The organism is Thalassobius vesicularis (assembly GCF_004799325.1).
Lineage (GTDB): Bacteria > Pseudomonadota > Alphaproteobacteria > Rhodobacterales > Rhodobacteraceae > Thalassobius > Thalassobius vesicularis.
The window spans coordinates 440272-460379 of record NZ_SSMD01000002.1; the positions used below are offsets into that span (position 1 = coordinate 440272).

Here is a 20108-nt window from a genome sequence, read left to right on the forward strand (position 1 = left end):
ACCCGTGTGAACGGTGCACAACTTTCAGATAGGTGCACGCGAAATGCTACTCTAGGCCCAGAATATCCGGGGTTTTCCAGCCCAGATGCTGCCCGCCATCGACGCAAATCAGCTGTCCGGTGACACCCGGCGAGTCGATGAAAAACCCCAGCGCGGCGGTGATATCCGAAGCGTTCGCGCCGCGCCCCAGGACGGTGTTTTCACGCTGCCTGCGAAAGTGGTCGTCGCTTTGCCGCCCGCCTTGCAAGGTCGGCCCCGGCCCGATCGCGTTGACCCGGACGCGCGGCGCCAGCGCCTGTGCCGCGGTTTGCGTGAAGGCCCACAAGCCCATCTTGGCCAACGTATAGGTCATGAATTCGGGCGTCAGTTTGCGCACCCGTTGGTCGATCAGATTGACGACCAGCCCCTGCGCTAGCGGCTCTCCGTTCTCGTCGGTCACCGGATCGGGCACATGCCGGGCCATCGCCTGCGTCAGCACGAAGGGCGCGCGCAGGTTGGATTCAAAATGCCGGTCCCAGCTGGTGCGGCTGGCGGTCTCCAGCCGGTCGTATTCAAAGATCGAGGCGTTGTTGACCAGGCACGTCACCGGCTGCCCGAAATGCGAGACCACGACGGGCATCAGGGCCTGAACCTGCGCCTCGTCCAGCAGGTCGGCCTGAAAGGCATGTGCGTTGCCGCCCTTGTTGCGGATCGCCTGCACCACCTCTGCCGCCTCCGCCTCGGAGCTGGCGTAGTGCACGGCCACATCCCAACCCCGCCCGGCCAGATACTCGGCCATCGCGCGCCCCAGTCTTTTGGCGCCTCCGGTTACCAGCGCGAGCGGCATGACCTTCCTCCTCAGCTCAGAACAGCTATGACGTAAGCGGCGTAAAGGGCCGTCAGGATCACGCCCCAGGTCCGGGTGATGTCGCGGCGCATGAACACGAAGGGGAACAGCAGCGCCGAGGCGCCCAGCATCACCCACAGGTCAAAACGCAGGAACTCGGGTGCGACGGGGATCGGGCTGACCAGCGAGGCAATCCCGATGATCGCAAGCAGGTTGAACATGTTCGACCCGATCACGTTGCCCAAAGCCACGTCCGCCTGCCGGCGCAGGGCCGCCATGACAGTCGTCGCCAGCTCGGGCAGCGAGGTGCCCACGGCGACCAGCGTCAGGCCGATGACGGTTTCGCTGACCCCAAAATCGCGGGCAATATTCACCGCCCCCTCCAGCAGCAGGTCCGCGCCCAGCGGCAGGCCGACAAGCCCAAGGCCGAGGAACAGGACGATGCGCCACCACGGCATGTCCGGGTCCGCGCCCTCGGGATCCTCCAGATCATCGTCGGCGCAGGCCGGGGCGCCATTGCAGGCCGCACGATGCGCCCGGGCATCGCGCACCGCGTCGATCAGCACCAGCGCCAGCGCGCCCAGCAGGATCAACCCGGTGACCCAGTTGAACATGCCGCCAAAGGCCAGACCGATGAACAGCACCGAGGCCGCCATCATCATGACAAAGCTTTTGCGGGTCTCGCATTCGCTGGAATGCATGGTGGCCAGCAGCGCCGGAATGCCCAGAACCAGCAGGATATTCGCGGTGTTCGAGCCGACCACGTTCCCCAGCGCGATGCCCGGCACCCCCTCTAGCGCGGCGGTGATCGAGATCAGCAATTCAGGCGCCGAGGTGCCGAAGGCCACGATGGTCAGGCTGACGATCAACGCCGGAATCCCGATGCGCAGGCTCAGGTTCACGGCGCCCTTGACCAGTGCGTCCCCTGCCAGCAGCAGGATCACCAAACCGACACCCGCATAAAGCCAATCCATTGCTCAGCGTTCTCCTTTGCGGCAGGGGCATTGGCCCTTGCCTATCCTGAACCGGCCGCAATTCGGGCAGCGGTGGGATTGCAGTTTCTTTTGACCCGGCAGGCGCAATTTGCCGAACATGGCCAGCACGGCCATGCCGATCAGGAACAATATGACGACGCGCAGGATCAACTCAGAGGCCAAAACGCGCGTAGGCCGCGCGCTCCTCGATCCCGGCGATGGCGTCTTGCGCAAAGGCCGCGCCAAAGCGCGACAGCAGGCCCCGTTTGCGCCCGTAACGCACAAAGCGCACCTTGTCGCCATACAGCTCTTTCAGCTTGGGTTCAGCGTGGGCCAGCCCGTCGATCAGCCCCAGCGCCTGCGCCTTTTCGCCCAGCCAGACACGGCCACTGAACAGGTCGGGATCGTCGGCCAGTTTCTCGCCCCGGCGCTCGCGCACATAGGCTTCGAACCCTTTGTGCATGTCGCCCAGAATGTCCTTCAGCCGTTCGACATCCGCGGGTTTTTCCGGCTGGAACGGGTCCAGCATGGATTTCGATTTGACCGAGGTATAGACCCGCCGCTCGATCCCGTGCTTCGCGATGAACTCATGTGCGCCGAAGCTGGACGAGATCACACCGATCGACCCCACGATCGAGCCGTAATCCGCCCAGATCTGATCTGCCGCCGCCGCCAGCCAATAGCCACCCGAGGCCGCCACGTCCTCGACAAAGGCGTGAACGGGGATGTCTTTTTCCTCGGACAGACGCCGGATGCGCGCGGCGATCAGCGCCGATTGCACAGGCGATCCGCCGGGCGAGTTGATGATCAGCGCCACCGCCTTGGGCTTGCCCTTGCGAAAGGCGCGCTCGATCACCGGGGCCAGGGCGGCATCGTTCAACGGCGCGCGGCCGGTGCCGATCACGCCGTTCAGCCGGATCACCGCAACCTTGGGCGCCGGGTTCAGAAAGGGGATGAAACGCTTCATACAGGCCCATGTAGATTGCCGGAAGGCGACAAACAAGGTGAGGCCACCTAATGCCGCCCCTTGCCGGGAAAAATCGGCAGGTTTCGTAAGGAAATCCGGCTTATTTTCCACGCAGCTTGGAAAACCAGCCCTTGGGTTTTTCGTCACCTTCGGGGGCCTCTTCGGCGTCGCCTTCCAGCGCCGACTGAAAGCGGGCAAAGAAATCGTCGGCCATTTTCTTGGCGAAACTGTCGATCAGACGGCTGCCCAGCTGGGCCAGCTTGCCGCCGACCTTGGCCTCGACATCGTAGCTCAGCAACGTGCCGTCGGGATCATCGGCCAGCACCACCTTGGCCCCGCCCTTGGCAAAGCCAGCAGCGCCGCCCTTGCCTTCGCCCGACAAGGTCAGGCTGGTCAGTTCCACCACGTCCGAGACGGTGACCTGCCCCTTGAACGTCGCCTTCACCGGGCCGACCTTTTGCACGACCGTCGCCTCGAACCCGTCCTCGGGGGTGCCCGTCACCTCTTGCGCGCCGGGGACGCACTCTTTCAGCACTTCGGGGCTCAGCAAGGCGGCCCAGACCGTGGCCCGGTCCGCCTTGATCACGCGGCTGTCGCTCATTTCCATGGGATGTCCTTTCCTGTTCGCCGCCAAGCTAGAGCAGCCAACGCGGAAGGCCAAGCCACGGAATGCGTTACAGCCCGCGGGCGATCACCAGTCGCTGCACCTCGCTGGTGCCTTCGTAGATCTGGCAGACGCGGACGTCGCGATAGATCCGCTCGACGGGGTAGTCGGCCAGATAGCCATAGCCGCCGTGGATCTGGATTGCGGCCGAGCAGACCTGTTCAGCCATTTCCGATGCGAACAGCTTGGCCATCGACGCCTCGGTCAGGCATGGCAGCCCGGCCTGACGCAGCTGCGCCGCGTGCAGGACCATGTGGCGCGCGGCCTCGATCTTGGTCGCCATGTCGGCCAGTTTGAACCCCACCGCCTGATGCGAGATAATCGGCTTGCCGAACGTGACCCGCTCATGTGCGTAGGCCCGCGCCGCGTCGAACGCGGCCCGCGCCATGCCCACGGATTGCGAGGCGATGCCGATGCGTCCGCCCTCAAGGTTGGCCAGCGCGATCTTGTAGCCCTCGCCCTCGGCGCCCAGACGGTTCTCGACCGGGATGCGCATGTTGGTGAACGCCAGCGAACACGTGTCCGAGCTGTGCTGACCCAGCTTACGCTCGACCGAAACGACCTCGTAGCCGGGCGTATCCGTGGGCACGATGAAGGCGCTGATGCCCTTCTTGCCCGCCGCCGGATCAGTGACCGCGAACACGATCACCACGTCGCCATTCTTACCCGAGGTGATGAACTGCTTGGCCCCGTCGATCACGTAGTGATCACCGTCCAGACGCGCGCGGGTTTTCAGCCCGGACGCGTCAGAGCCGGCCTGCGGTTCGGTCAGGGCAAAGCCGCCGATCCATTCGCCCGCCGCCATTTTCGGCAGGAACCGCGCCTTTTGTGCGTCCGTGCCGTATTTCAGGATCGGCACGCAGCCCACGGAACTGTGCACCGACACGATGGTCGAGCACGCGCCATCCGCCGCCGCGATCTCCTCCAGCGCCAGGGCGTAGGACACCATGCCCATGTCCGAGCCGCCGAATTCCTCGGGCACCAGCATCCCCATGAAGCCAAGATTACCCATCTCGGCCAGTTCAGCCTTGGGAAAGGCGTGCTCCTCGTCGCGCTTGGCGGCACCGGGGGCCAGTTGCTCTTGCGCAAAGGCCCGAACGGCATCGCGCACCATTTCGTTGGTTTCGTCCAGCATCATCACGCGATCCTTTCCAGACCAATCGCCGTGGCCTCCCCGCCGCCGATGCACAGCGACGCGACGCCACGTTTGAGGTCATATTTCTCCAACGCTGCCAGCAGCGTCACCATCACCCGCGCGCCGGACGCACCAATCGGATGGCCAAGCGCACAAGCCCCACCATGCACGTTGACCTTGTCATGCGGCAAGTCCAGATCCCGCATCGCTGCCATGGCGACCACGGCAAAAGCTTCGTTGATCTCGAACAGGTCCACGTCTTTCATGGCCCAGCCGGTTTTCTCGGCCAGCTTCTGCATCGCGCCGATAGGTGCGGTGGGGAAGTTGTAGGGCTCGATCGCGTGGGTCGAATGGCCGACGATCCGCGCCAGCGGGGTCAGGCCGCGCTTTTCGGCCTCGGACTGACGCATCATCACCAGCGCCGCCGCACCATCGGAAATCGACGAGGCATTCGCCGCCGTCACCGTCCCGTCCTTGCGGAAGGCGGGTTTCAGCGTCGGGATCTTGTCCAGACGGGCGTTGCCGGGTTGCTCGTCGATGCTGACCACGGTCTCGCCCTTGCGGGTCTTCACCGTGACGGGCGCGACTTCACGCACGAAACTGCCGTCGCTGATCGCCTTTTGCGCGCGGGTCAGCGAGGTGATGGCGAACTCGTCCTGCGCCTCGCGGGTGAACTGGTAGGCCTGCGCACAATCCTCGGCAAAAGTGCCCATCAGGCGGCCCTTGTCATAGGCGTCTTCCAGCCCGTCCAGGAACATGTGGTCCATGACCGCGCCATGCCCCATGCGATACCCGCCGCGCGCCTTGGGCAGCAGGTAGGGCGCGTTCGACATGCTCTCCATCCCGCCGGCGACGATCACGTCGGCGCTGCCAGCGACCAGCATGTCATGAGCGAACATCGCCGCCCGCATGCCGCTGCCGCACATCTTGTTGATGGTCGTGGCCCCGGCCCCCAGCGGCAAACCAGCCGCCATGCCTGCCTGCCGCGCGGGCGCCTGGCCCTGACCGGCGGGCAGCACGCAGCCCATGATCACCTCTTGCACGGCCTCGGCCGACAGCCCTGCCCCGGCCAGCGCGGCCGAGATCGCTGCCCCGCCCAGTTTGGAGGCCTCAACCTCGGCGAAATCGCCCTGGAACCCACCCATCGGCGTACGAGCCGAACCCACGATCACGATCGGATCAACAGTCATGTCCATAACTCCTTATTTCGGTGCCATGCGCAGCGCGCCGTCCAGACGGATCACCTCGCCGTTCAGCATCTGGTTTTCGATGATGTGCTTGACCATCGCCGCGTATTCCGTGGGCTTGCCCAGACGCGGCGGGAACGGAACCGAGGCCCCAAGCGCGTCCTGCACCTCGTCCGGCATGCCTGCCATCATCGGCGTCGCAAAAATGCCCGGCGCGATCGTCACCACCCGGATGCCCGAGCGAGCCAGCTCGCGCGCGGCGGGCAAAGTCAGGGAGGCAACCCCGCCCTTCGACGCGGCATAGGCCGCCTGCCCGATCTGGCCATCATAGGCCGCGATCGAAGCGGTGTTGACGATCACGCCGCGCTCGCCGCCCTCTCCAGCGGGTTGCTGTGCGATGGCCTCGGCTGCAAGGCGCAGCATGTTGAACGTGCCGACCAAGTTGATCGAGACGGTCCGCGCGAACGTGTCCAGATCATGCGCGCCCTTGCGGCCCACGATCTTTTCGCCCGGTGCGACGCCCGCACAATTGACCAGCCCGTCGATGCGGCCAAACGCGCTCTGCGCAGCGGCCACTGCGGCGCGGCCGTCCTCGTCCTTGGTCACGTCGGTCTTCACAAAGCGCGCGTCCTCGCCCAGCTTTTCCTGCATTGCGGCGCCCGCCAGTGCGTTGATGTCCACCAGCACGACCTTGCCACCGGCCCCGACCACCATTTCGGCAACAGCGGCGCCCAGACCCGAGCCACCACCCGTCACAAGGAATACTTTACCGTCGATCTGCATATCATCCTCCTGCGGGCCAGGGGCCCTCTCCTCTGGGCGCAAGATACTGATCGGCGCATGGCAATCAATGACAGCTCATGACTTGATTTGTGATCGAATTTGCCAGTATCCCAGACCGATGACCGCCACACCGATCACCGCTGAATTCGTCGACGACGCGCTGGATTGCGTGCGTGCGGCTGGTCACGACCCGACCGCCCTGCTGGCCGAGCTGGGGCTGAGCGCCCCCGTGACCCACCCCGTCAGCAACGCGCTTTACGGCCGTCTGTGGTGGCTGATCGCGCAGCAGATGCAGGACGAGTTCTTTGGTCTGGGCGCCCGCCCGATGCGTCCGGGCAGTTTCACCCTGCTCTGCCACGCCGTTCTACAAACCAAGACGCTGAAACAGGCGCTGCACCGGGCGCTGTTGTTCCTGTCCGTGGCCCTGGACGACCCGCGCGGCACCTTGCACATCCAGGACGGCGAGGCCCGGATCGAGCTGACCTCGACCACCCCGCGCAGTGCCTTTGCCTATCGCACCTACTGGCTGATCCTGATGGGCGTGACCTGCTGGCTGGTCGGGCGGCGCATCCCGTTGCGCGGTCTGGATTTCGCCTGCCCCGCACCCGAGCATCGTAGCGAATACCGCCAGTTCTTTGGCGCGCCCGTCCACTTTGACGCGCCCACCACGGCAATGCGATTCGACGCGGCCCATCTGGGCCTGCCGGTGATCCGCGACGCGGCGGCCCTTCGGACTTTCCTGCGCGAGGCCCCGGCGAACATCCTTGTCCGCTTTCGGCACGATCAGGGCATGGCGATCCGGGTCCGCGCGCATCTGGGCGCGCTCCCCCCCGCCGACTGGCCCGATTTCGAGGCTCTGGCCCGCGCGATGTCCCTGTCCCCGGCAACGCTACGCCGCCAGCTGCGCGCCGATGGGCAAAGCTATCAGGCGATCAAGGACGATCTGCGTCTGGCCCGCGCGCAACGGATGCTGGAGGCGGGCGGGTTGAGTGTGGCCGAAATCTCGGCCCAGGTCGGCTACAGCGAACCCAGCGCGTTTTTCCGGGCCTACCGCAAATGGACCGGCCGCAGCCCGCGCGGGGATTAACCGGCCAGGAACGGCACCGGCAGGCCGAACACATCGGCCAGCAGCACGAAGTTCAGCCCCAGCACCACGGCCGCCCCCAGCAGGGCCAGCCCCCGCAGCACCAGCCCCACGGCGAATTCGCCCATCAGATCCCGGCGGGCCGAGAAATGCAGCAACGCCAGCATCGGCACCGGCAGGGCAATTGACAGGATCACCTGACTGACAACCAGCGCCTGCGTCGCGTTCACCCCCGCCGCCACCACGGCAAAGGCGGGCAGCATGGTGATCGCGCGGCGCAGCCAGATCGGGATGCGGATATGCAGGAAGCCTTGCATGATCATCTGCCCCGCCATCGTCCCCACGACCGAGCTGGAAATCCCCGAGGCGATCAGCGACGTCAGGAAAATCCCCGCAGCCGCCGCCCCCAGCAAGGGCGTCAGGGTGTGATAGGCGGTCTCGATCTCGGCCACCTCGGTGTGACCCCGGTGGAACGCGCTGGCGGCCATCATCACCATGGCGATGTTGACCAACCCGGCGACGGCCAGCGCCAGCACCACCTCGACGTTCGAGAACCGCAGAACCTTGCGCCGGTCGGCATCGTCGCGCAGATCGGCGCGCGATTGGGTCAGGCCCGAATGCAGATAGATCGCGTGCGGCATCACGGTGGCTCCGATGATCCCCACGGCAATCGTCAGCGCGGCGGCATCCGGCAGATCGGGGGTCAGCAGGCCCGCGCCCGCCTCTGCCCAATCGATGGGGGCGATCAGAACCTCGGCCAGATAGCACAGCCCGATAACGGCAACCAAGGCGCCGATGATCAACTCCATCGGGCGGAACCCACGTCCTTCGAACACAAGGATGCCGTAGGTCACGATCGCGGTGATCCCCATCCCCACCATCAGCGGCAGGTTGAACAGCAGCGCCAGACCGATCGCACCGCCCAGGAACTCGGCCAGGTCGGTGGCCATCGCGGCGATCTCGGACACGGCCCACATCACCCAGACCAACGGACGCGGCAGGTGATCCCGTGACAGCTCGGCCAGGTTACGGCCCGTCACGATGCCCAGCCGGGCCGACAGCGCCTGAAACAGCATGGCGATCAGGTTGGCCAGCAGCACCACCCACAACAGGCGATAGCCATAGCCCGCACCGGCCTGAATGTTTGTCGCATAATTGCCCGGGTCCATGTAGGCCACCGACGCGATGATCGCCGGCCCCGCGAACAACAGACGCGCACGCAGCCCGTGACGCTCGCCGCGCAAGACGGCTGCGATTCCGGTCCGTGTCCGATGTGTCATTCCGCTCATGGTCACCCCTAGCGCGTTTCGAGGCGATTCATAGCCACGGCTATAACTCTTGCAACCGGAAAATTTCAAAAAGCTGAATTTGTGAAGCATCTGCGCGCTGGTGAAACAGTAAAGCCACGGCTATAACTCATGCACCCCTTTGCCCGAGATTCCATGCCCGACACCCCTCCAGAGTTCCAGGACCAGGCCGACCGTTTTGCCCGCGCCCGCGAGGCGCAGGCCAAGGCCGTGCTGGAGGACTATGTCGAGATGATCGGCGATCTGATCGCTGAATTCGGCGAGGCGCGGGTTGCCGACATCGCGGCCCGCATGGGTGTAGCGCAGCCCACCGCCACCAAGGCCATCGCCCGGCTGAAACGCGAAGGGCTGGCCACCTCGCGCCCCTATCGCGGCGTCTTTCTGACCGACGAAGGCGCCCGGCTGGCCGATCACGTCCGTGCCCGGCACCGGACGGTGGTCGAGTTGCTGATCGCGGTGGGCGTTCCGGCCGACATCGCCGAGCTGGATGCCGAAGGGATCGAGCATCACGTGTCAGCCAGAACCCTGGCCGCTTTCGGCAAATATCTGGCCCAAAAGCGGTGATTTGCGACCTGACCGTTTGTTGACACCGGTCAAATCAAACATGCCGCATACCGGATACAATACCCCCAACTGCAATGGATGCAGTCATTGAAGAGGGGGATATTATTATGCCGAGTACTTTCATGTTTCCTCTGACGAGTGACGTTTTGATCGAAGGCCCGAACGGCGACATCGTTGGGTCGTTTTCCGAGGCGCTGAACGTAACGCGTCTGACGAATGGCAACTATGTGGTTGTCTGGGATAACGAGCCCGACACCGGCGCGTCCGAGGTCTGGGGCTGCGTGGTTGGCGCGAATGGCCAGCCGCTGGGCGCGGCCTTCGAGATCAGCACCCCGGTGCTGGATCCGGGCGACAACGAGATGGCTCAGTGGAACCCCGATGTCACCTGGCGGGCCGATGGCGGCTTTACCGTGACCTGGACGGTGGTCGAGTACAACTCGGGCTACAACACCGGCCGCAACCTGATGATGCGCCATTACGCAGCCGACGGCACCCCGCTGGGCGACGCCTATGTCGAGGCATATCAGGTCAGCGACTCGGGGTTTGTCGTGACCTCCAGCTGGGAACATGATGGCTCTCTGACCACGCTGTCGGATGGCGCGATCGTGGTGGTTTTCACCAATGACGCCAATCTGGACATGCGTATCTACGAGGCCGACGGAACCACCCTGCGCGCCTCGGCACAGGTCAACTCGCTGGCCAGTGGCTGGCAGAGCTATGGGCAGGTCGTGGCGCTGGATGGCGGCGGCTTCGTCGTGGTCTGGCAGGACGGAACCGGCGTGGACGGCGCCTATAACGGCGTGCTGATGCAGATTTTCGACGATCAGGGCAACACGGTCGGCGATCAGCGCATTGCGCCCTCTGTCACTGATAGCAGCGAAGGTCTGCCGCGCATTTGCGCGCTCGAGGGTGGCGGCTACGTGATCGCCTGGACCTTCTGGCCGTCGGCTCACCTGCAGGTCTATGGCGCCGATGGCACCATGGTCGGCAGCGAAACCCCCCTGCAACCCGGTGGCGGCGCCTTGGGCGATTACGAACTGGTCGCCCTGCCGGACGGAGGATTCCTGTCCATTTACACGGTCGATGACTATTGGTCGCCGAACCGCTTTGACATCTACGCCCAGCGGTACGCGGCCGATGGCACCGCGGTCGGTCCGGCCCAGATGGTCGACTCCAGCATCCTTGGCTGGCAGATCCGCCCGCGGGCTGAAATGGGCCTGAACGGCGAGATCATCGTCACCTGGTACAGCCAGGGCGACAATGGCGGCACCGAGGGCATCTACACCCGCACCTTCCTGGTGCCCGAACTGAACGGCACCCCGACCTGGGGCGACGACGTGATCGCGCTGGACGATTCCGGTGGCTCGGTCGACCTGCTGGGCGGCCATGACATCGGCGTCGGCGGGGCCGGAAACGACACGATCTGGGGCAACTGGGGCAATGACACCCTGTATGGCGGCGGCGGCAACGACTTGCTGGACGGCAGCTATGGCAATGACGTGCTGGAGGGCGAAGACGGCGACGACGTGCTGAACGGCGGCGACGGCAACGACACCCTGCGCGGCGGTCTGGGCAATGACAACCTGGCCGGTGGCGCTGGCAATGACGTTCTGCTGGGCGAAGACGGCAACGACACCCTGGGTGCCGGGGCTGGCAATGATCAGATCTGGGGCGGCAACGGCAACGACTACATCTTCGGTGTCAGCGGCGCCAACATCCTTGGCGGCGGCGCGGGCAGCGACACGATCTGGGGCGGCTCGGATGCCGACACGATCTATGCCGGCACCGAGAACGACGAGCTGCACGGCTTGGACGGCAACGATCAGATCTGGGCCGATACCGGCGACGATACCGCCTGGGGCGGCAACGGCGACGACCAGATCGGCGGCGGCGCGGGCAACGACCTGCTGTATGGCGAGGGCGGCAACGACCTGCTGTATGGCGGAGCCGGCAATGACACCCTCGGCGGTGGCGCCGGAAACGACCAGCTGTGGGGCATGGATGACGACGACATCATCTATGGCATCGCCGGTCAGAACACCATCGGCGGTGGCACCGGCAACGACCAACTTTGGGGCGGCAGCGGTGTCGACCTGATCTATGGCGGTCTGGGCAGCGACTTCGTCAACGGTGGCGAAGGCAATGACACGGTCTGGGCTGGCGACGGCGACGACATCGTGCATGGCGGCGGCGGCAATGACGTGCTGTATGGCACCAACGGCAACGACTACATGATCGGCGGTTGGGGCAATGACACGATCGATGGCGGGGCCGACATGGACAACCTGCTGGGCGAGCAAGGCAACGACGTGCTGCGCGGCGGGGCTGGTGACGACTGGCTTTGGGGCGGGTCGGGCACCGACACCCTGACCGGCGGTTCCGGCGCGGACTTCTTCCTGTTCCAGCCGGGCGAGGACACGGCCATCATCACCGACCTGACCTTTGCCGACAACGACATGATCGAGCTGGTGACTGCCCTGTGGACGGATCACGGCTATGGCACCTTGACCGCAGCCGAGGTGATCGCCCAGTTCGCGACCGTCACGGCCTGGGGCAACACCGTCTTCAACTTCGACGGCGGCGAAGTGCTGATCGTTCAGGGGGTGACCGATCTGGTCGCGCTGGAGGGCGCGCTGTTCATGACCTGACCGGTCTGATCGGCCCGAAAAACGAAACCGAAGCGGCCCGCGCCGCTTCGGTTCTTTTTATTCCATCCCGGAATTGTACATTTTTCAGTGAAAATCGTACGACAGCTTCTGGCAGGACACCGGCCGCAGGAACCGGCGGATCGCCCGGCTGCGCGGCCTAGCCTTCCCGATCCCGGCAAGGCGGCGAACATCCTGTCGCAGCTCAGCCGGGTCATGGACCGGAGTCCGGAATTCTTTTGAACACCCTTTCAGGCTTACAGCCCCATGTGGGTCAGCCGCCCCGGTTCAAACCCATGCCAAAATGCATAAGAACAGTCGGGCGCGCTGGCCAGCATGCGTCTCAGTTGGACGATTTATTCAATCTTTTCAGGGGAAAGTGGCGGACTGGGGAACCGCCAATATCACGTTGCACCCCAGCGCCGCAAATCGAAAATTTCCGTTATTTTACGATATTTTATTAAGCATCTTAGACTTGACCCATTGCAACCTGTCGCAACACGTCACATATTTTTAGGCGGGTAAGATGGTGGGTAAAAATGCCGCGAGTTGCCAAAGAGCTTTCTGCGCTGGAAGTGAAACGGATGCAGCACCCTGGCAAAGGGGGCAACATAACGATTGCGGTAGGTGGGGTGTCCGGTCTGCTGATGCAACTTACACCCAATGGAGGCCGCTCTTGGCTTCTGCGGGCAAGCGTAGGAGGCAAGCGCCGGGAAATCGGTCTAGGCGGCTTCCCAGACGTGACACTAGCCCAAGCGCGCGACAGAGCGCGTGATACCAAAGACAAAATCCGAAGCGGCATTGATCCCGTCGAAGAACGCAAAGCAACACGGGCCGCACTGGAAACCGCCCAGCGCAGAGGGCTGACGTTTGCAGACGCCGTTGACAGGTGTCTTGCTGCGAAGCTGGACGCCTTCAAGAACGCAAAGCACCGCGACCAGTGGCGCAACACCCTGAACACCTACGCCATGCCTGATCTGCGGAACATGCTGGTGGACGAAATCACCGTTCAAGACGTTCTGAGGGTGTTAGAACCAATCTGGCGCACCAAGACCGAAACCGCCAAGCGCCTGCGGGGCCGAATTGAGGCGGTTCTATCTTGGGCAACCGTTGCCGGACACCGGACAGGAGACAACCCCGCCCGCTGGGCCGGAAACCTGAAAGAGCTTCTGCCCGCACCTGACCGGATAGCAAAGCAGGACAACCAACCCGCCATTCAAATAGACGACGCTCCGCGTTGGTTCGCGGCAATCCGCGACCGAGACGGCATGGGCGCAAGAGCTTTGGAATTCGCCGCCCTGACCGCTGCACGGTCGCAAGAAGTGCGCGGCGCACAGTGGGATGAAATCGACCTGGACGCCGGGGTTTGGACCATTCCGGCAGGCCGGATGAAGAAAGAACGCGAGCACCGCGTTGCCCTGAGCAATGAAACAATGGCGCTTCTAGCGGCTCTACCCCGGTTTCCAGACAACACTCTGGTATTCCCCGCCCAGCGCGGCGGGCAGTTGTCCGACATGACCCTGAGCGCGACCATGAAGCGCATTCACAAGGCAGACGTGGCCGACGGGGGCTTGGGCTTCGTGGATCGCGTCAGCAAGCGCCCCGCTGTACCTCATGGCCTACGCAGCACGTTCCGCGATTGGGTGGCCGAGCGCACTCATTTCCCGGGTGACATGGCCGAGGTGGCTTTGGCCCACAAGGTCAGCAACGCCGTAGAGGCGGCATATCGGCGGGGCGACATGATTGAGAAACGCCGTGCGATGATGGCAGCTTGGGCGGATTATTTGACCGGAACCAGCAAGGCCGGAGCCAAAGTTGTGAGGATAGTCTAAATGTATGCACCAGAGGGATTTTCCCCTATCAATTATGCTCTCCAATGGTGCCAAGAACGCGGCGATAGGTTTTTTCGAGAATGCGCCTTACCTTGGGTCGCGGAAAATGATCCAACCGGAAAGGATATGTTTGATAGAGATTTTCTCGAATTTGCTCTGCGGTCTCGAATGCTCCTAATCGAGTGGCTAGTTAGCAATTTATTACAACGCCAGCCTGTACCTTTGTACCTCTCAGCCCCATCGGGAACTACAATGCAGGCGTCTCCGACATTTTTTCTTTCGCAGGAAATGCTGCACTGGTTTGAATTCGAGTGGCCCCTAACTGATGCAGGGCTTGTGAACATCGCCAAGAAAAAAACCGCCGAAGAAATCCTATCTGGCAAATCCACATACTACATCTTTGATATTCAGACGGGGTGCATCGTGGTTCCGTCTGAAACGGAAATCCAATCGTTCCCAGATGCCGACGCTGTTCGTAAATTGTCACGAACAGCCGCGCCTTTTGACGGATGGTCAGTCTGCATCCGCAACGAAGATGTGGACAGAATACAAAAAATTCTATCGTCAATGTTCAGCTGGCCCCATGAAGTTGAGGAAATTACCGCCCCTATCGGCCGCCCAAGAAAGCAAGAAGAGGCAGCAGATGTATATACAGCACTTTTCCCGAACGGACACGGCGCGTTAGGAATCACATGGGCCACTGTGGAGCAAATGGTATCCAAAGCGTTGCGACAAAGCGTCAGCATCTACACGATCAAACGTGGTTTGAAGATGCGTACGGATGGCAAAAGTAATGCATAACCAACTCAAATCCCGATTTCCCTTTTGCTAGTTCTGCCTGTGTTCCAAAGCCCATTTTGACGCGTCAGTATGCTCCTAATTGCAACCGATTGGAGTGCTTCGCATGGCTGAAACTTATCTAGCAGACACACATCTTGCCGCCCGCTATGGCGTTCACCGCTCAACGCCGTGGCGCTGGGCAAAGACAGACGCCACCTTTCCCCGCCCTGTGAAGCTGTCGCCGCAATGTTCGCGGTGGAAGCTGTCCGAAATTGAAGCCTGGGAACGCAACCGGGCCAATCCTGCCTAAAGGAAAGCCCCGCCATTTCTGGACGGGGCCGAGGGCAAAATCTCACATTCACAAACTAGCCCCGCCCGTCCTCTGGCACAACGTCAAAGGACTAAATCATGTCATCCAAAAAATGGGGGCCGATCCCCTACGAAATCACCGACGCCAACGGGGACACCCGGACCGAAATTCTTAATGGCCGTGTCCGCTGGGCGGTTGAAGAACTGCGCAAGGCAGGACCGGAAGGCCGCACAGGGCGCGAAGCCCTAGGGCCGCGCTGGGCCGCGTACATCTACACCGCCAAGCATGTTCACGGCATCCCGATCCGCGACGAATGGGAAACCCACAAGGGCGAACACCCCGGCAAGCACAAACGCTGGTGGCTGGATTGCCTGATCCAACCTGTATTTCAGACACGCAGCGACGGGAACTGATCGGGCAGAACTTGGGCAAATATGCCTGTGCATTTGAGCCGACTGACAGCCGCGCGAGACTCCGGGCAGATAAAATCGAAGGAGACAGACTGTGGGACAACTACCCAGCTACCAACTAACGCGAAACAATGGGCGGTGGCAGATCAACGCCCGTACAGGCTCTGAGAGCGCCACAGGCGGCGCTTTGCTAGTTCTTGGCAGTTGCCCTAGCCAAGTTGTCGCCTTGCGCCTGTGGCTATCTCTGCTTGTGAACGGAGCGATTGAATGAACAAGCGCCCCTACAAATACAAAAAGAAAGGAACTGGGCGTCACGTCCAGTTGTCCGAGTGGCTACAAGCATCCGAAGCCTGGGCGACGCTCGCCCCCGGCCCTAGGGCGCTCTACATCGAACTTAAGCGTCGCTACAACGGGTCAAACAACGGGGAAATCATCCTCAGCCACAGGGACGCAGCAACCGCTATCAACGTCCACCGAAATTCCGTTGGCGGATACTTCAGAGAGCTTGAACGCCGGGGGCTGATTCACTTGACCCAAGCGCCCTATCTTGGGCCGTCGGGTATTGGGAAAGCGTCGGTTTGGGCGCTGGATGAGCTTCCGACCGCAGACAAATGCCCAGCGCGTAAAGGTTTCATTTCCTGGCGAGAAAAAAAATCCCCCGCACAGCCATGGTGCCGAGGTGGCACAGCCATTGTGCCAGTTGACGCCGAAACCAATGAATAAATGGCCTTACTGTCACAAGCATTGTGACGTGATAGCCCGTTTTCCTTTGCTGAACGGCACAGTGATTGTTCCACATCTACATCTAGCCATAGGGACTGGATCGCGAGTATTCCCTTGGCGTTCCGTATCACCATCAAGCCAAAGACAGACGTTCCGATTGATCGGCGGATTAGTAGTGTGCAAAGATGTGCTGGTTGAAAACGGGTACCAGAATGAAATGCTTTGCGCGAATTCTTGCCTTGATATTGGCAGCTTGGTTTTTACCACACCCCACAATTGCCCAAGACTACGCCAATCTTTTGCAAGGCTTTGATGCCAGCCGCCTAAGTGTTGGGGACAAAAGATTTCTTCAAGCCGCCCTTGCGTTTGAAGGAGACTACCAAGGACTCCTCGACGGAGCATGGGGACGGTTAAGTCAAAGAGCTTTGGCGCGGTTTTCAGCGAGAGAACTGAACGAAGCTTCAAGAGACTGGCATATGGTAGTTTTGGCCCTGTCTCTGATTGACAAGGTCGATAGAGACGGCTGGCAATTTAGATACCTACCCGACCTTGGCATTTCCCTTCTCGTACCATCAAAGAAGCTAGTCGTTGATCCACCTTCGGAACGGTTTGCCAACTATCGGCATAGAACAAATTCGTTCTCATATTCCGTCGGGGCGTTGGACTTGGACGCCGCAAACTCAATCCACAGCTTCACTGAAAATTGGCATGAAGGTTACGGCAAGCCCTATATCGTCAGAAAGCAAGGGCTTGCCGTTACAAGCTCAACCAAGCCCACAGGAGAAGCACTTTACACTCGATCAGACTTTGTGAATGGCAAGTGGTCGACGGTAATGTTGTACGCCAACAAGCAGGATGCAAACCTGCTGGGAGCAGTCTCATCAAGCATCGTCGTGGGCAGGACACCCCCACTGGACATAACCAAAGATGGGTACTTGAACCGGACAATTTTGGATCTTTTCAGGTGGTTTGACGAAAACCAAAAAGACGAAGAGGCCAGTCAGAAAAAGCCCACAGAAAAGCGTGAAACAACAGGGAGTGGATCGGGGTTTGTAGTGTCGACTTCCGGCCACGTCCTAACAAACGCCCACGTTGTAGATGGATGCCGCGAAATCTTTGTCGACAAACAGCGTTCGCAGCTGGTGGGCAGTTCACCTGATTTTGACCTAGCATTGCTGCTGACCCAACTACCGGCAAGTAAAGCACCCGCCAAATTCTCACCTAGCCCCGCTCTGCTGAATTCAGACGTGACTGTGGTCGGTTATCCCTATGCGGGCTTATTGGGCGGTTTAAATGTTACGCGTGGTGCAATTTCTTCCCTCACCGGCCTCCGAGGTGAGGCAACACAAATGCAAATTTCCGCCCCAGTTCAGCCTGGGAATTCAGGCGGACCAGTGGTTGGGCGAGACGGAGAAGTTGTGGGCGTCGTTGTTGCGAAGCTGAATGCGAAAAAGCTGTCGGAAGTCACCGGAGACATCCCGCAGAATGTGAACTTTGCGGTACGTGGTGAGATTGCCAAACTATTTCTCTCACAACACGGAGTTCAACCACTTTTGGGCGACAGTGACGAACCAATGGAAGCCGTTGCGCTTGCGCGGATCGCGAGCCAGTTCACGGTATTCATTGAGTGCAAATAGTGTCCGTCAGTTAGAAAGATTGCTCACGGCCCCAATGTCAGACCTTCACCCCATAAGCATGTCTGGCGATTGCCTTCGCTCACTAAGGCACAGCCATGGTCTCTCGCGCTCTTCACTAGCTAGGCTGGCGGGCTTGCACCCTGACACCGTCAAGTATTGGGAGAGAAAACCAACTGTTCGGCCTTTTGCCTACGGACCACGATTGATATTGGCCGCACTGGGCATTCAGGTTGCTCCGCGATTTGGCTTGGGGGTTTTTCGGAACACTACGCGCGCACGTGATGGGGTCTTAGCAACAACAAGCCGTCCTCAAACTAAACACCTTTGCGGCGCAAAGACCCGAAAAGGCGCTCCATGCCAAGCCAAAGCAATGCCAGGAAGGAAGCGTTGCAAATTTCATGGTGGCGCTAGTACGGGGCCTAGAACACAAGAAGGGCGCAGGCGAATTTCCGAAGCGCAGAAACTTCGCTGGGCGTTACGCACAGCGTCGAAGAACTTGGACCTTTAGAGGCCGCTCTTTGCATTCTCTATCCAGCAAGCAGGAAAGAAACCGACAGAGCACACCAAATTGGAAAGCGCGTCCACCAGCAGCTAATTCACGGAGACGCCCTACCCAACATCACCCCATCTAAGCGCAAATTCTTAGGCGGGATTTTTGGCGGGTACGCGTCTCAGTTGGACGATTTATTCAATCTTTTCAGGGGTAAGTGGCGGACTGGGGAGGATTCGAACCCCCGACCCCTTGATTCGTAGTCAAGTACTCTATCCAACTGAGCTACCAGTCCGTGGAGGCGGGGTTTAGACTCTGCTGCGGATACTTGCAAGGGCAAAAGTAACAGTTTTTGCAGAAGTTTTTTCGCCCCCTCGCAGGCCCCTTATTTTACTGACCCGCCACACCTTTGGGCAAAGAAATCTCAAACGAGGTGCCCTCAGCCCCGGTATGGACCAGCCGCAAAGCGCCGCCGTGGCCGCGGATCAGTTCCTGCGCGATGGCCAGCCCCAGCCCGCTGCCGCCCTTGGTGGCGCCGCCCTGGAACGGGGTGAACAGGTGTTCGCGGGCCTTTTTCGGCAGGCCGGGGCCGGTATCCGAGATTCGGATCAGCCAGCGCGACTCGTCTTCCTCGGCGTGGATCGAGATTTCGCCCGCCTCGCCCGATTGCGCGATCGCCTGCCGGGCATTGCGCACCAGGTTGAAAATCACGCGGTACAGCTGCTCGGCATCGGCGCGCACTTGCAGGGTGCCGGGGACGTCCTCGGCGAAGGAGATATCGTGCTCGCCCACCGACAGGCGTTCGCTGTCCACCACGTCGCTGACGATATCGGCCAGGTAGACGCGCGACAGGCGGGGCGCCGGTTCCTCGGCCTTACCAAAGGCCAGCGTGGATTCGCACAGATGCACGGCGCGGGTGATCGAGTTCACCAGCTTCGGCGCCAGACGTTTGACGCCGGGATCCTCGGACATCTCGATCCGGTCGGTGAACAGCTGCGCGCTGGTCAGCATGTTGCGCAGATCGTGGCTGACCTTGGCCACCGCCCCGCCCAGCTGCGCCAGGCGTTCCTTTTGCTTCAGCGCGCCGGTCAGCTGAGTCTGCATGGTCGCCAGCGCCTCTTCGGCCTCGCGCAGCTCGCGCAGGCCCGAGGTCGGCTGGATGATGCGCCGGGCGTCCTCGGGGTTGGCGGCATAGTTCTGCATGTGCCGCACCACGCCCTTGATCGGTTTGACCAGGAACACCCGCACGGCCAGGAACAACAGCACCGCCGTGAAGGCCGAGATCACCGCAGACAGCAGCAGGATGCGCAAGCCATAGTCGATCATCGCCATGCGCAGCGGCGCGGTTTCCATCGTGATCTCGATCAGCAGACCGGCCTCGCGCACGGGGTTGCCGATGACTCGGATGACGTGCGGCTCGGGGTCGAACAGCTCCATCATGGCGTCGCGGATCAGCTCGAACGGGGGGGCGTTGCGCAGGTCGAACGTCGCGTGGATCGGCATCGGTAGCGGAGAGGACAGCATCAGCTGCCGCGCCTCGTTCCGGCGCAGCACGACGTTGAACACCTCGGCGTTGCGCAGCAGCTCTTCCTCCAGATCAGGCGAGATCATGTCGTCCGCCAGCAAGGCCAGCGAGGCGATCTGCGCCCGTTCCAGGCGCGACAGCAGGTAATCCTCGCGGAAGCGGGCGATCGAGGGGACAAAGATCAGCACCTCGGCCAGCATCACGAAGATGACCGTCAGGATCAGGAATCGGCCCGAAAGGGTATTCAGCATCGGCGCTCCGTCAC

At 61.7% G+C, this 20108-nt stretch carries 19 protein-coding genes and 1 tRNA gene; 10 read left to right on the plus strand and 10 right to left on the minus strand.

Features of this window, described 5'->3' with window-relative positions:
- Positions 1-46: 46 nt before the first annotated feature.
- From E7681_RS05995 to E7681_RS06030, 7 genes are all read right to left on the minus strand, one after another.
- Entirely contained in the window at positions 47-826 is a 780-nt protein-coding gene (locus E7681_RS05995; RefSeq protein ID WP_136338356.1) for an SDR family oxidoreductase, read from the minus strand.
- A gap of 11 nt (positions 827-837) precedes the next feature.
- A complete protein-coding gene (locus E7681_RS06000) occupies positions 838-1800 on the minus strand; it encodes a calcium/sodium antiporter (RefSeq protein WP_136338357.1) in 963 nt (320 codons plus the stop codon).
- Positions 1801-1972: 172 nt separating this feature from the next.
- Entirely contained in the window at positions 1973-2767 is a 795-nt protein-coding gene (locus E7681_RS06010; RefSeq protein ID WP_136338359.1) for a S49 family peptidase, read from the minus strand.
- Positions 2768-2867: 100 nt separating this feature from the next.
- Complete coding sequence (locus tag E7681_RS06015) at positions 2868-3374, minus strand: SRPBCC family protein (RefSeq protein ID WP_136338360.1); 507 nt, start codon at positions 3372-3374, stop codon at positions 2868-2870.
- Between the two features lie 67 nt (positions 3375-3441).
- Complete coding sequence (locus E7681_RS06020; protein ID WP_136338361.1) at positions 3442-4569, minus strand: acyl-CoA dehydrogenase family protein; 1128 nt, start codon at positions 4567-4569, stop codon at positions 3442-3444.
- Complete coding sequence (locus tag E7681_RS06025; protein ID WP_136338362.1) at positions 4569-5756, minus strand: acetyl-CoA C-acetyltransferase; 1188 nt, start codon at positions 5754-5756, stop codon at positions 4569-4571. The genes E7681_RS06020 and E7681_RS06025 overlap by 1 nt, the downstream gene beginning before the upstream one ends.
- A 12-nt stretch (positions 5757-5768) precedes the next feature.
- Positions 5769-6536, minus strand: coding sequence for a 3-hydroxyacyl-CoA dehydrogenase (locus E7681_RS06030; RefSeq protein ID WP_136338363.1), 768 nt, complete (start codon positions 6534-6536; stop codon positions 5769-5771).
- Between the two features lie 118 nt (positions 6537-6654).
- Between E7681_RS06030 and E7681_RS06035 the strand changes: the two genes are divergently transcribed.
- Positions 6655-7623 (plus strand): AraC family transcriptional regulator, encoded by a 969-nt coding sequence (locus E7681_RS06035; protein WP_136338364.1) that lies wholly within the window; start codon positions 6655-6657, stop codon positions 7621-7623.
- Here E7681_RS06035 and E7681_RS06040 read toward each other — a convergent pair.
- A complete protein-coding gene (locus E7681_RS06040) occupies positions 7620-8909 on the minus strand; it encodes an Nramp family divalent metal transporter (protein ID WP_136338365.1) in 1290 nt (429 codons plus the stop codon). The two genes, E7681_RS06035 and E7681_RS06040, sit on opposite strands and share 4 nt — an antisense overlap.
- A gap of 153 nt (positions 8910-9062) precedes the next feature.
- Here E7681_RS06040 and mntR point away from each other — a divergent pair, with 153 nt between their 5' ends.
- From mntR to E7681_RS19260, 9 genes are all read left to right on the plus strand, one after another.
- A complete protein-coding gene (mntR, locus tag E7681_RS06045) occupies positions 9063-9491 on the plus strand; it encodes a manganese-binding transcriptional regulator MntR (protein WP_136338366.1) in 429 nt (142 codons plus the stop codon).
- 122 nt (positions 9492-9613) lie between these two features.
- Positions 9614-12139: a calcium-binding protein gene (locus E7681_RS06050; RefSeq protein WP_168733163.1), complete on the plus strand. Its 2526-nt coding sequence runs from the start codon at positions 9614-9616 to the stop codon at positions 12137-12139.
- Positions 12140-12675: 536 nt separating this feature from the next.
- A complete protein-coding gene (locus tag E7681_RS06055; RefSeq protein WP_136338368.1) occupies positions 12676-13968 on the plus strand; it encodes a tyrosine-type recombinase/integrase in 1293 nt (430 codons plus the stop codon).
- On the plus strand, positions 13969-14769 hold the full coding sequence (locus E7681_RS06060) for a hypothetical protein (protein ID WP_136338369.1): 801 nt from the start codon (positions 13969-13971) through the stop codon (positions 14767-14769). It begins immediately after the preceding gene.
- A gap of 103 nt (positions 14770-14872) precedes the next feature.
- Positions 14873-15058: a helix-turn-helix transcriptional regulator gene (locus tag E7681_RS06065; RefSeq protein WP_136338370.1), complete on the plus strand. Its 186-nt coding sequence runs from the start codon at positions 14873-14875 to the stop codon at positions 15056-15058.
- A gap of 98 nt (positions 15059-15156) precedes the next feature.
- Positions 15157-15471 carry a winged helix domain-containing protein gene (locus tag E7681_RS06070; protein WP_136338371.1) on the plus strand — a complete coding sequence of 105 codons (315 nt, stop codon included), beginning with the start codon at positions 15157-15159 and terminating at the stop codon, positions 15469-15471.
- 264 nt (positions 15472-15735) lie between these two features.
- Positions 15736-16191, plus strand: a complete 456-nt coding sequence (locus E7681_RS06075; RefSeq protein ID WP_136338372.1) for a helix-turn-helix domain-containing protein — start codon at positions 15736-15738, stop codon at positions 16189-16191.
- Positions 16192-16376: 185 nt separating this feature from the next.
- A complete protein-coding gene (locus tag E7681_RS06080) occupies positions 16377-17828 on the plus strand; it encodes a S1C family serine protease (protein ID WP_246032419.1) in 1452 nt (483 codons plus the stop codon).
- Positions 17829-17886: 58 nt separating this feature from the next.
- A complete protein-coding gene (locus E7681_RS19260) occupies positions 17887-18336 on the plus strand; it encodes a helix-turn-helix domain-containing protein (protein WP_281277649.1) in 450 nt (149 codons plus the stop codon).
- A 200-nt stretch (positions 18337-18536) separates the two neighbouring features.
- Here the strand turns inward: E7681_RS19260 and E7681_RS06090 are convergent.
- A tRNA-Arg gene (locus E7681_RS06090) sits at positions 18537-18613 on the minus strand.
- 95 nt (positions 18614-18708) lie between these two features.
- A complete protein-coding gene (locus E7681_RS06095; protein ID WP_136338374.1) occupies positions 18709-20094 on the minus strand; it encodes a sensor histidine kinase in 1386 nt (461 codons plus the stop codon).
- Between the last annotated feature and the right edge of the window lie 14 nt (positions 20095-20108).

Excerpts from the sequence above, each read along its gene's own strand:
- mntR (WP_136338366.1), top strand. The coding sequence starts at position 9,063 with ATGCCCGACACCCCTCCAGAGTTCCAGGACCAGGCCGACCGTTTTGCC.
- E7681_RS06040 (WP_136338365.1), bottom strand. The coding sequence starts at position 8,909 with ATGAGCGGAATGACACATCGGACACGGACCGGAATCGCAGCCGTCTTG.
- E7681_RS06060 (WP_136338369.1), top strand. The coding sequence starts at position 13,969 with ATGTATGCACCAGAGGGATTTTCCCCTATCAATTATGCTCTCCAATGG.
- E7681_RS06075 (WP_136338372.1), top strand. The coding sequence starts at position 15,736 with ATGAACAAGCGCCCCTACAAATACAAAAAGAAAGGAACTGGGCGTCAC.
- E7681_RS19260 (WP_281277649.1), top strand. The coding sequence starts at position 17,887 with ATGTCTGGCGATTGCCTTCGCTCACTAAGGCACAGCCATGGTCTCTCG.
- E7681_RS06065 (WP_136338370.1), top strand. The coding sequence starts at position 14,873 with ATGGCTGAAACTTATCTAGCAGACACACATCTTGCCGCCCGCTATGGC.
- E7681_RS06070 (WP_136338371.1), top strand. The coding sequence starts at position 15,157 with ATGTCATCCAAAAAATGGGGGCCGATCCCCTACGAAATCACCGACGCC.
- E7681_RS06020 (WP_136338361.1), bottom strand. The coding sequence starts at position 4,569 with ATGATGCTGGACGAAACCAACGAAATGGTGCGCGATGCCGTTCGGGCC.
- E7681_RS06095 (WP_136338374.1), bottom strand. The coding sequence starts at position 20,094 with ATGCTGAATACCCTTTCGGGCCGATTCCTGATCCTGACGGTCATCTTC.
- E7681_RS06055 (WP_136338368.1), top strand. The coding sequence starts at position 12,676 with ATGCCGCGAGTTGCCAAAGAGCTTTCTGCGCTGGAAGTGAAACGGATG.
- E7681_RS06015 (WP_136338360.1), bottom strand. The coding sequence starts at position 3,374 with ATGGAAATGAGCGACAGCCGCGTGATCAAGGCGGACCGGGCCACGGTC.
- E7681_RS06080 (WP_246032419.1), top strand. The coding sequence starts at position 16,377 with ATGTGCTGGTTGAAAACGGGTACCAGAATGAAATGCTTTGCGCGAATT.
- E7681_RS06050 (WP_168733163.1), top strand. The coding sequence starts at position 9,614 with ATGTTTCCTCTGACGAGTGACGTTTTGATCGAAGGCCCGAACGGCGAC.
- E7681_RS06000 (WP_136338357.1), bottom strand. The coding sequence starts at position 1,800 with ATGGATTGGCTTTATGCGGGTGTCGGTTTGGTGATCCTGCTGCTGGCA.
- E7681_RS06025 (WP_136338362.1), bottom strand. The coding sequence starts at position 5,756 with ATGACTGTTGATCCGATCGTGATCGTGGGTTCGGCTCGTACGCCGATG.
- E7681_RS05995 (WP_136338356.1), bottom strand. The coding sequence starts at position 826 with ATGCCGCTCGCGCTGGTAACCGGAGGCGCCAAAAGACTGGGGCGCGCG.
- E7681_RS06010 (WP_136338359.1), bottom strand. The coding sequence starts at position 2,767 with ATGAAGCGTTTCATCCCCTTTCTGAACCCGGCGCCCAAGGTTGCGGTG.
- E7681_RS06030 (WP_136338363.1), bottom strand. The coding sequence starts at position 6,536 with ATGCAGATCGACGGTAAAGTATTCCTTGTGACGGGTGGTGGCTCGGGT.
- E7681_RS06035 (WP_136338364.1), top strand. The coding sequence starts at position 6,655 with ATGACCGCCACACCGATCACCGCTGAATTCGTCGACGACGCGCTGGAT.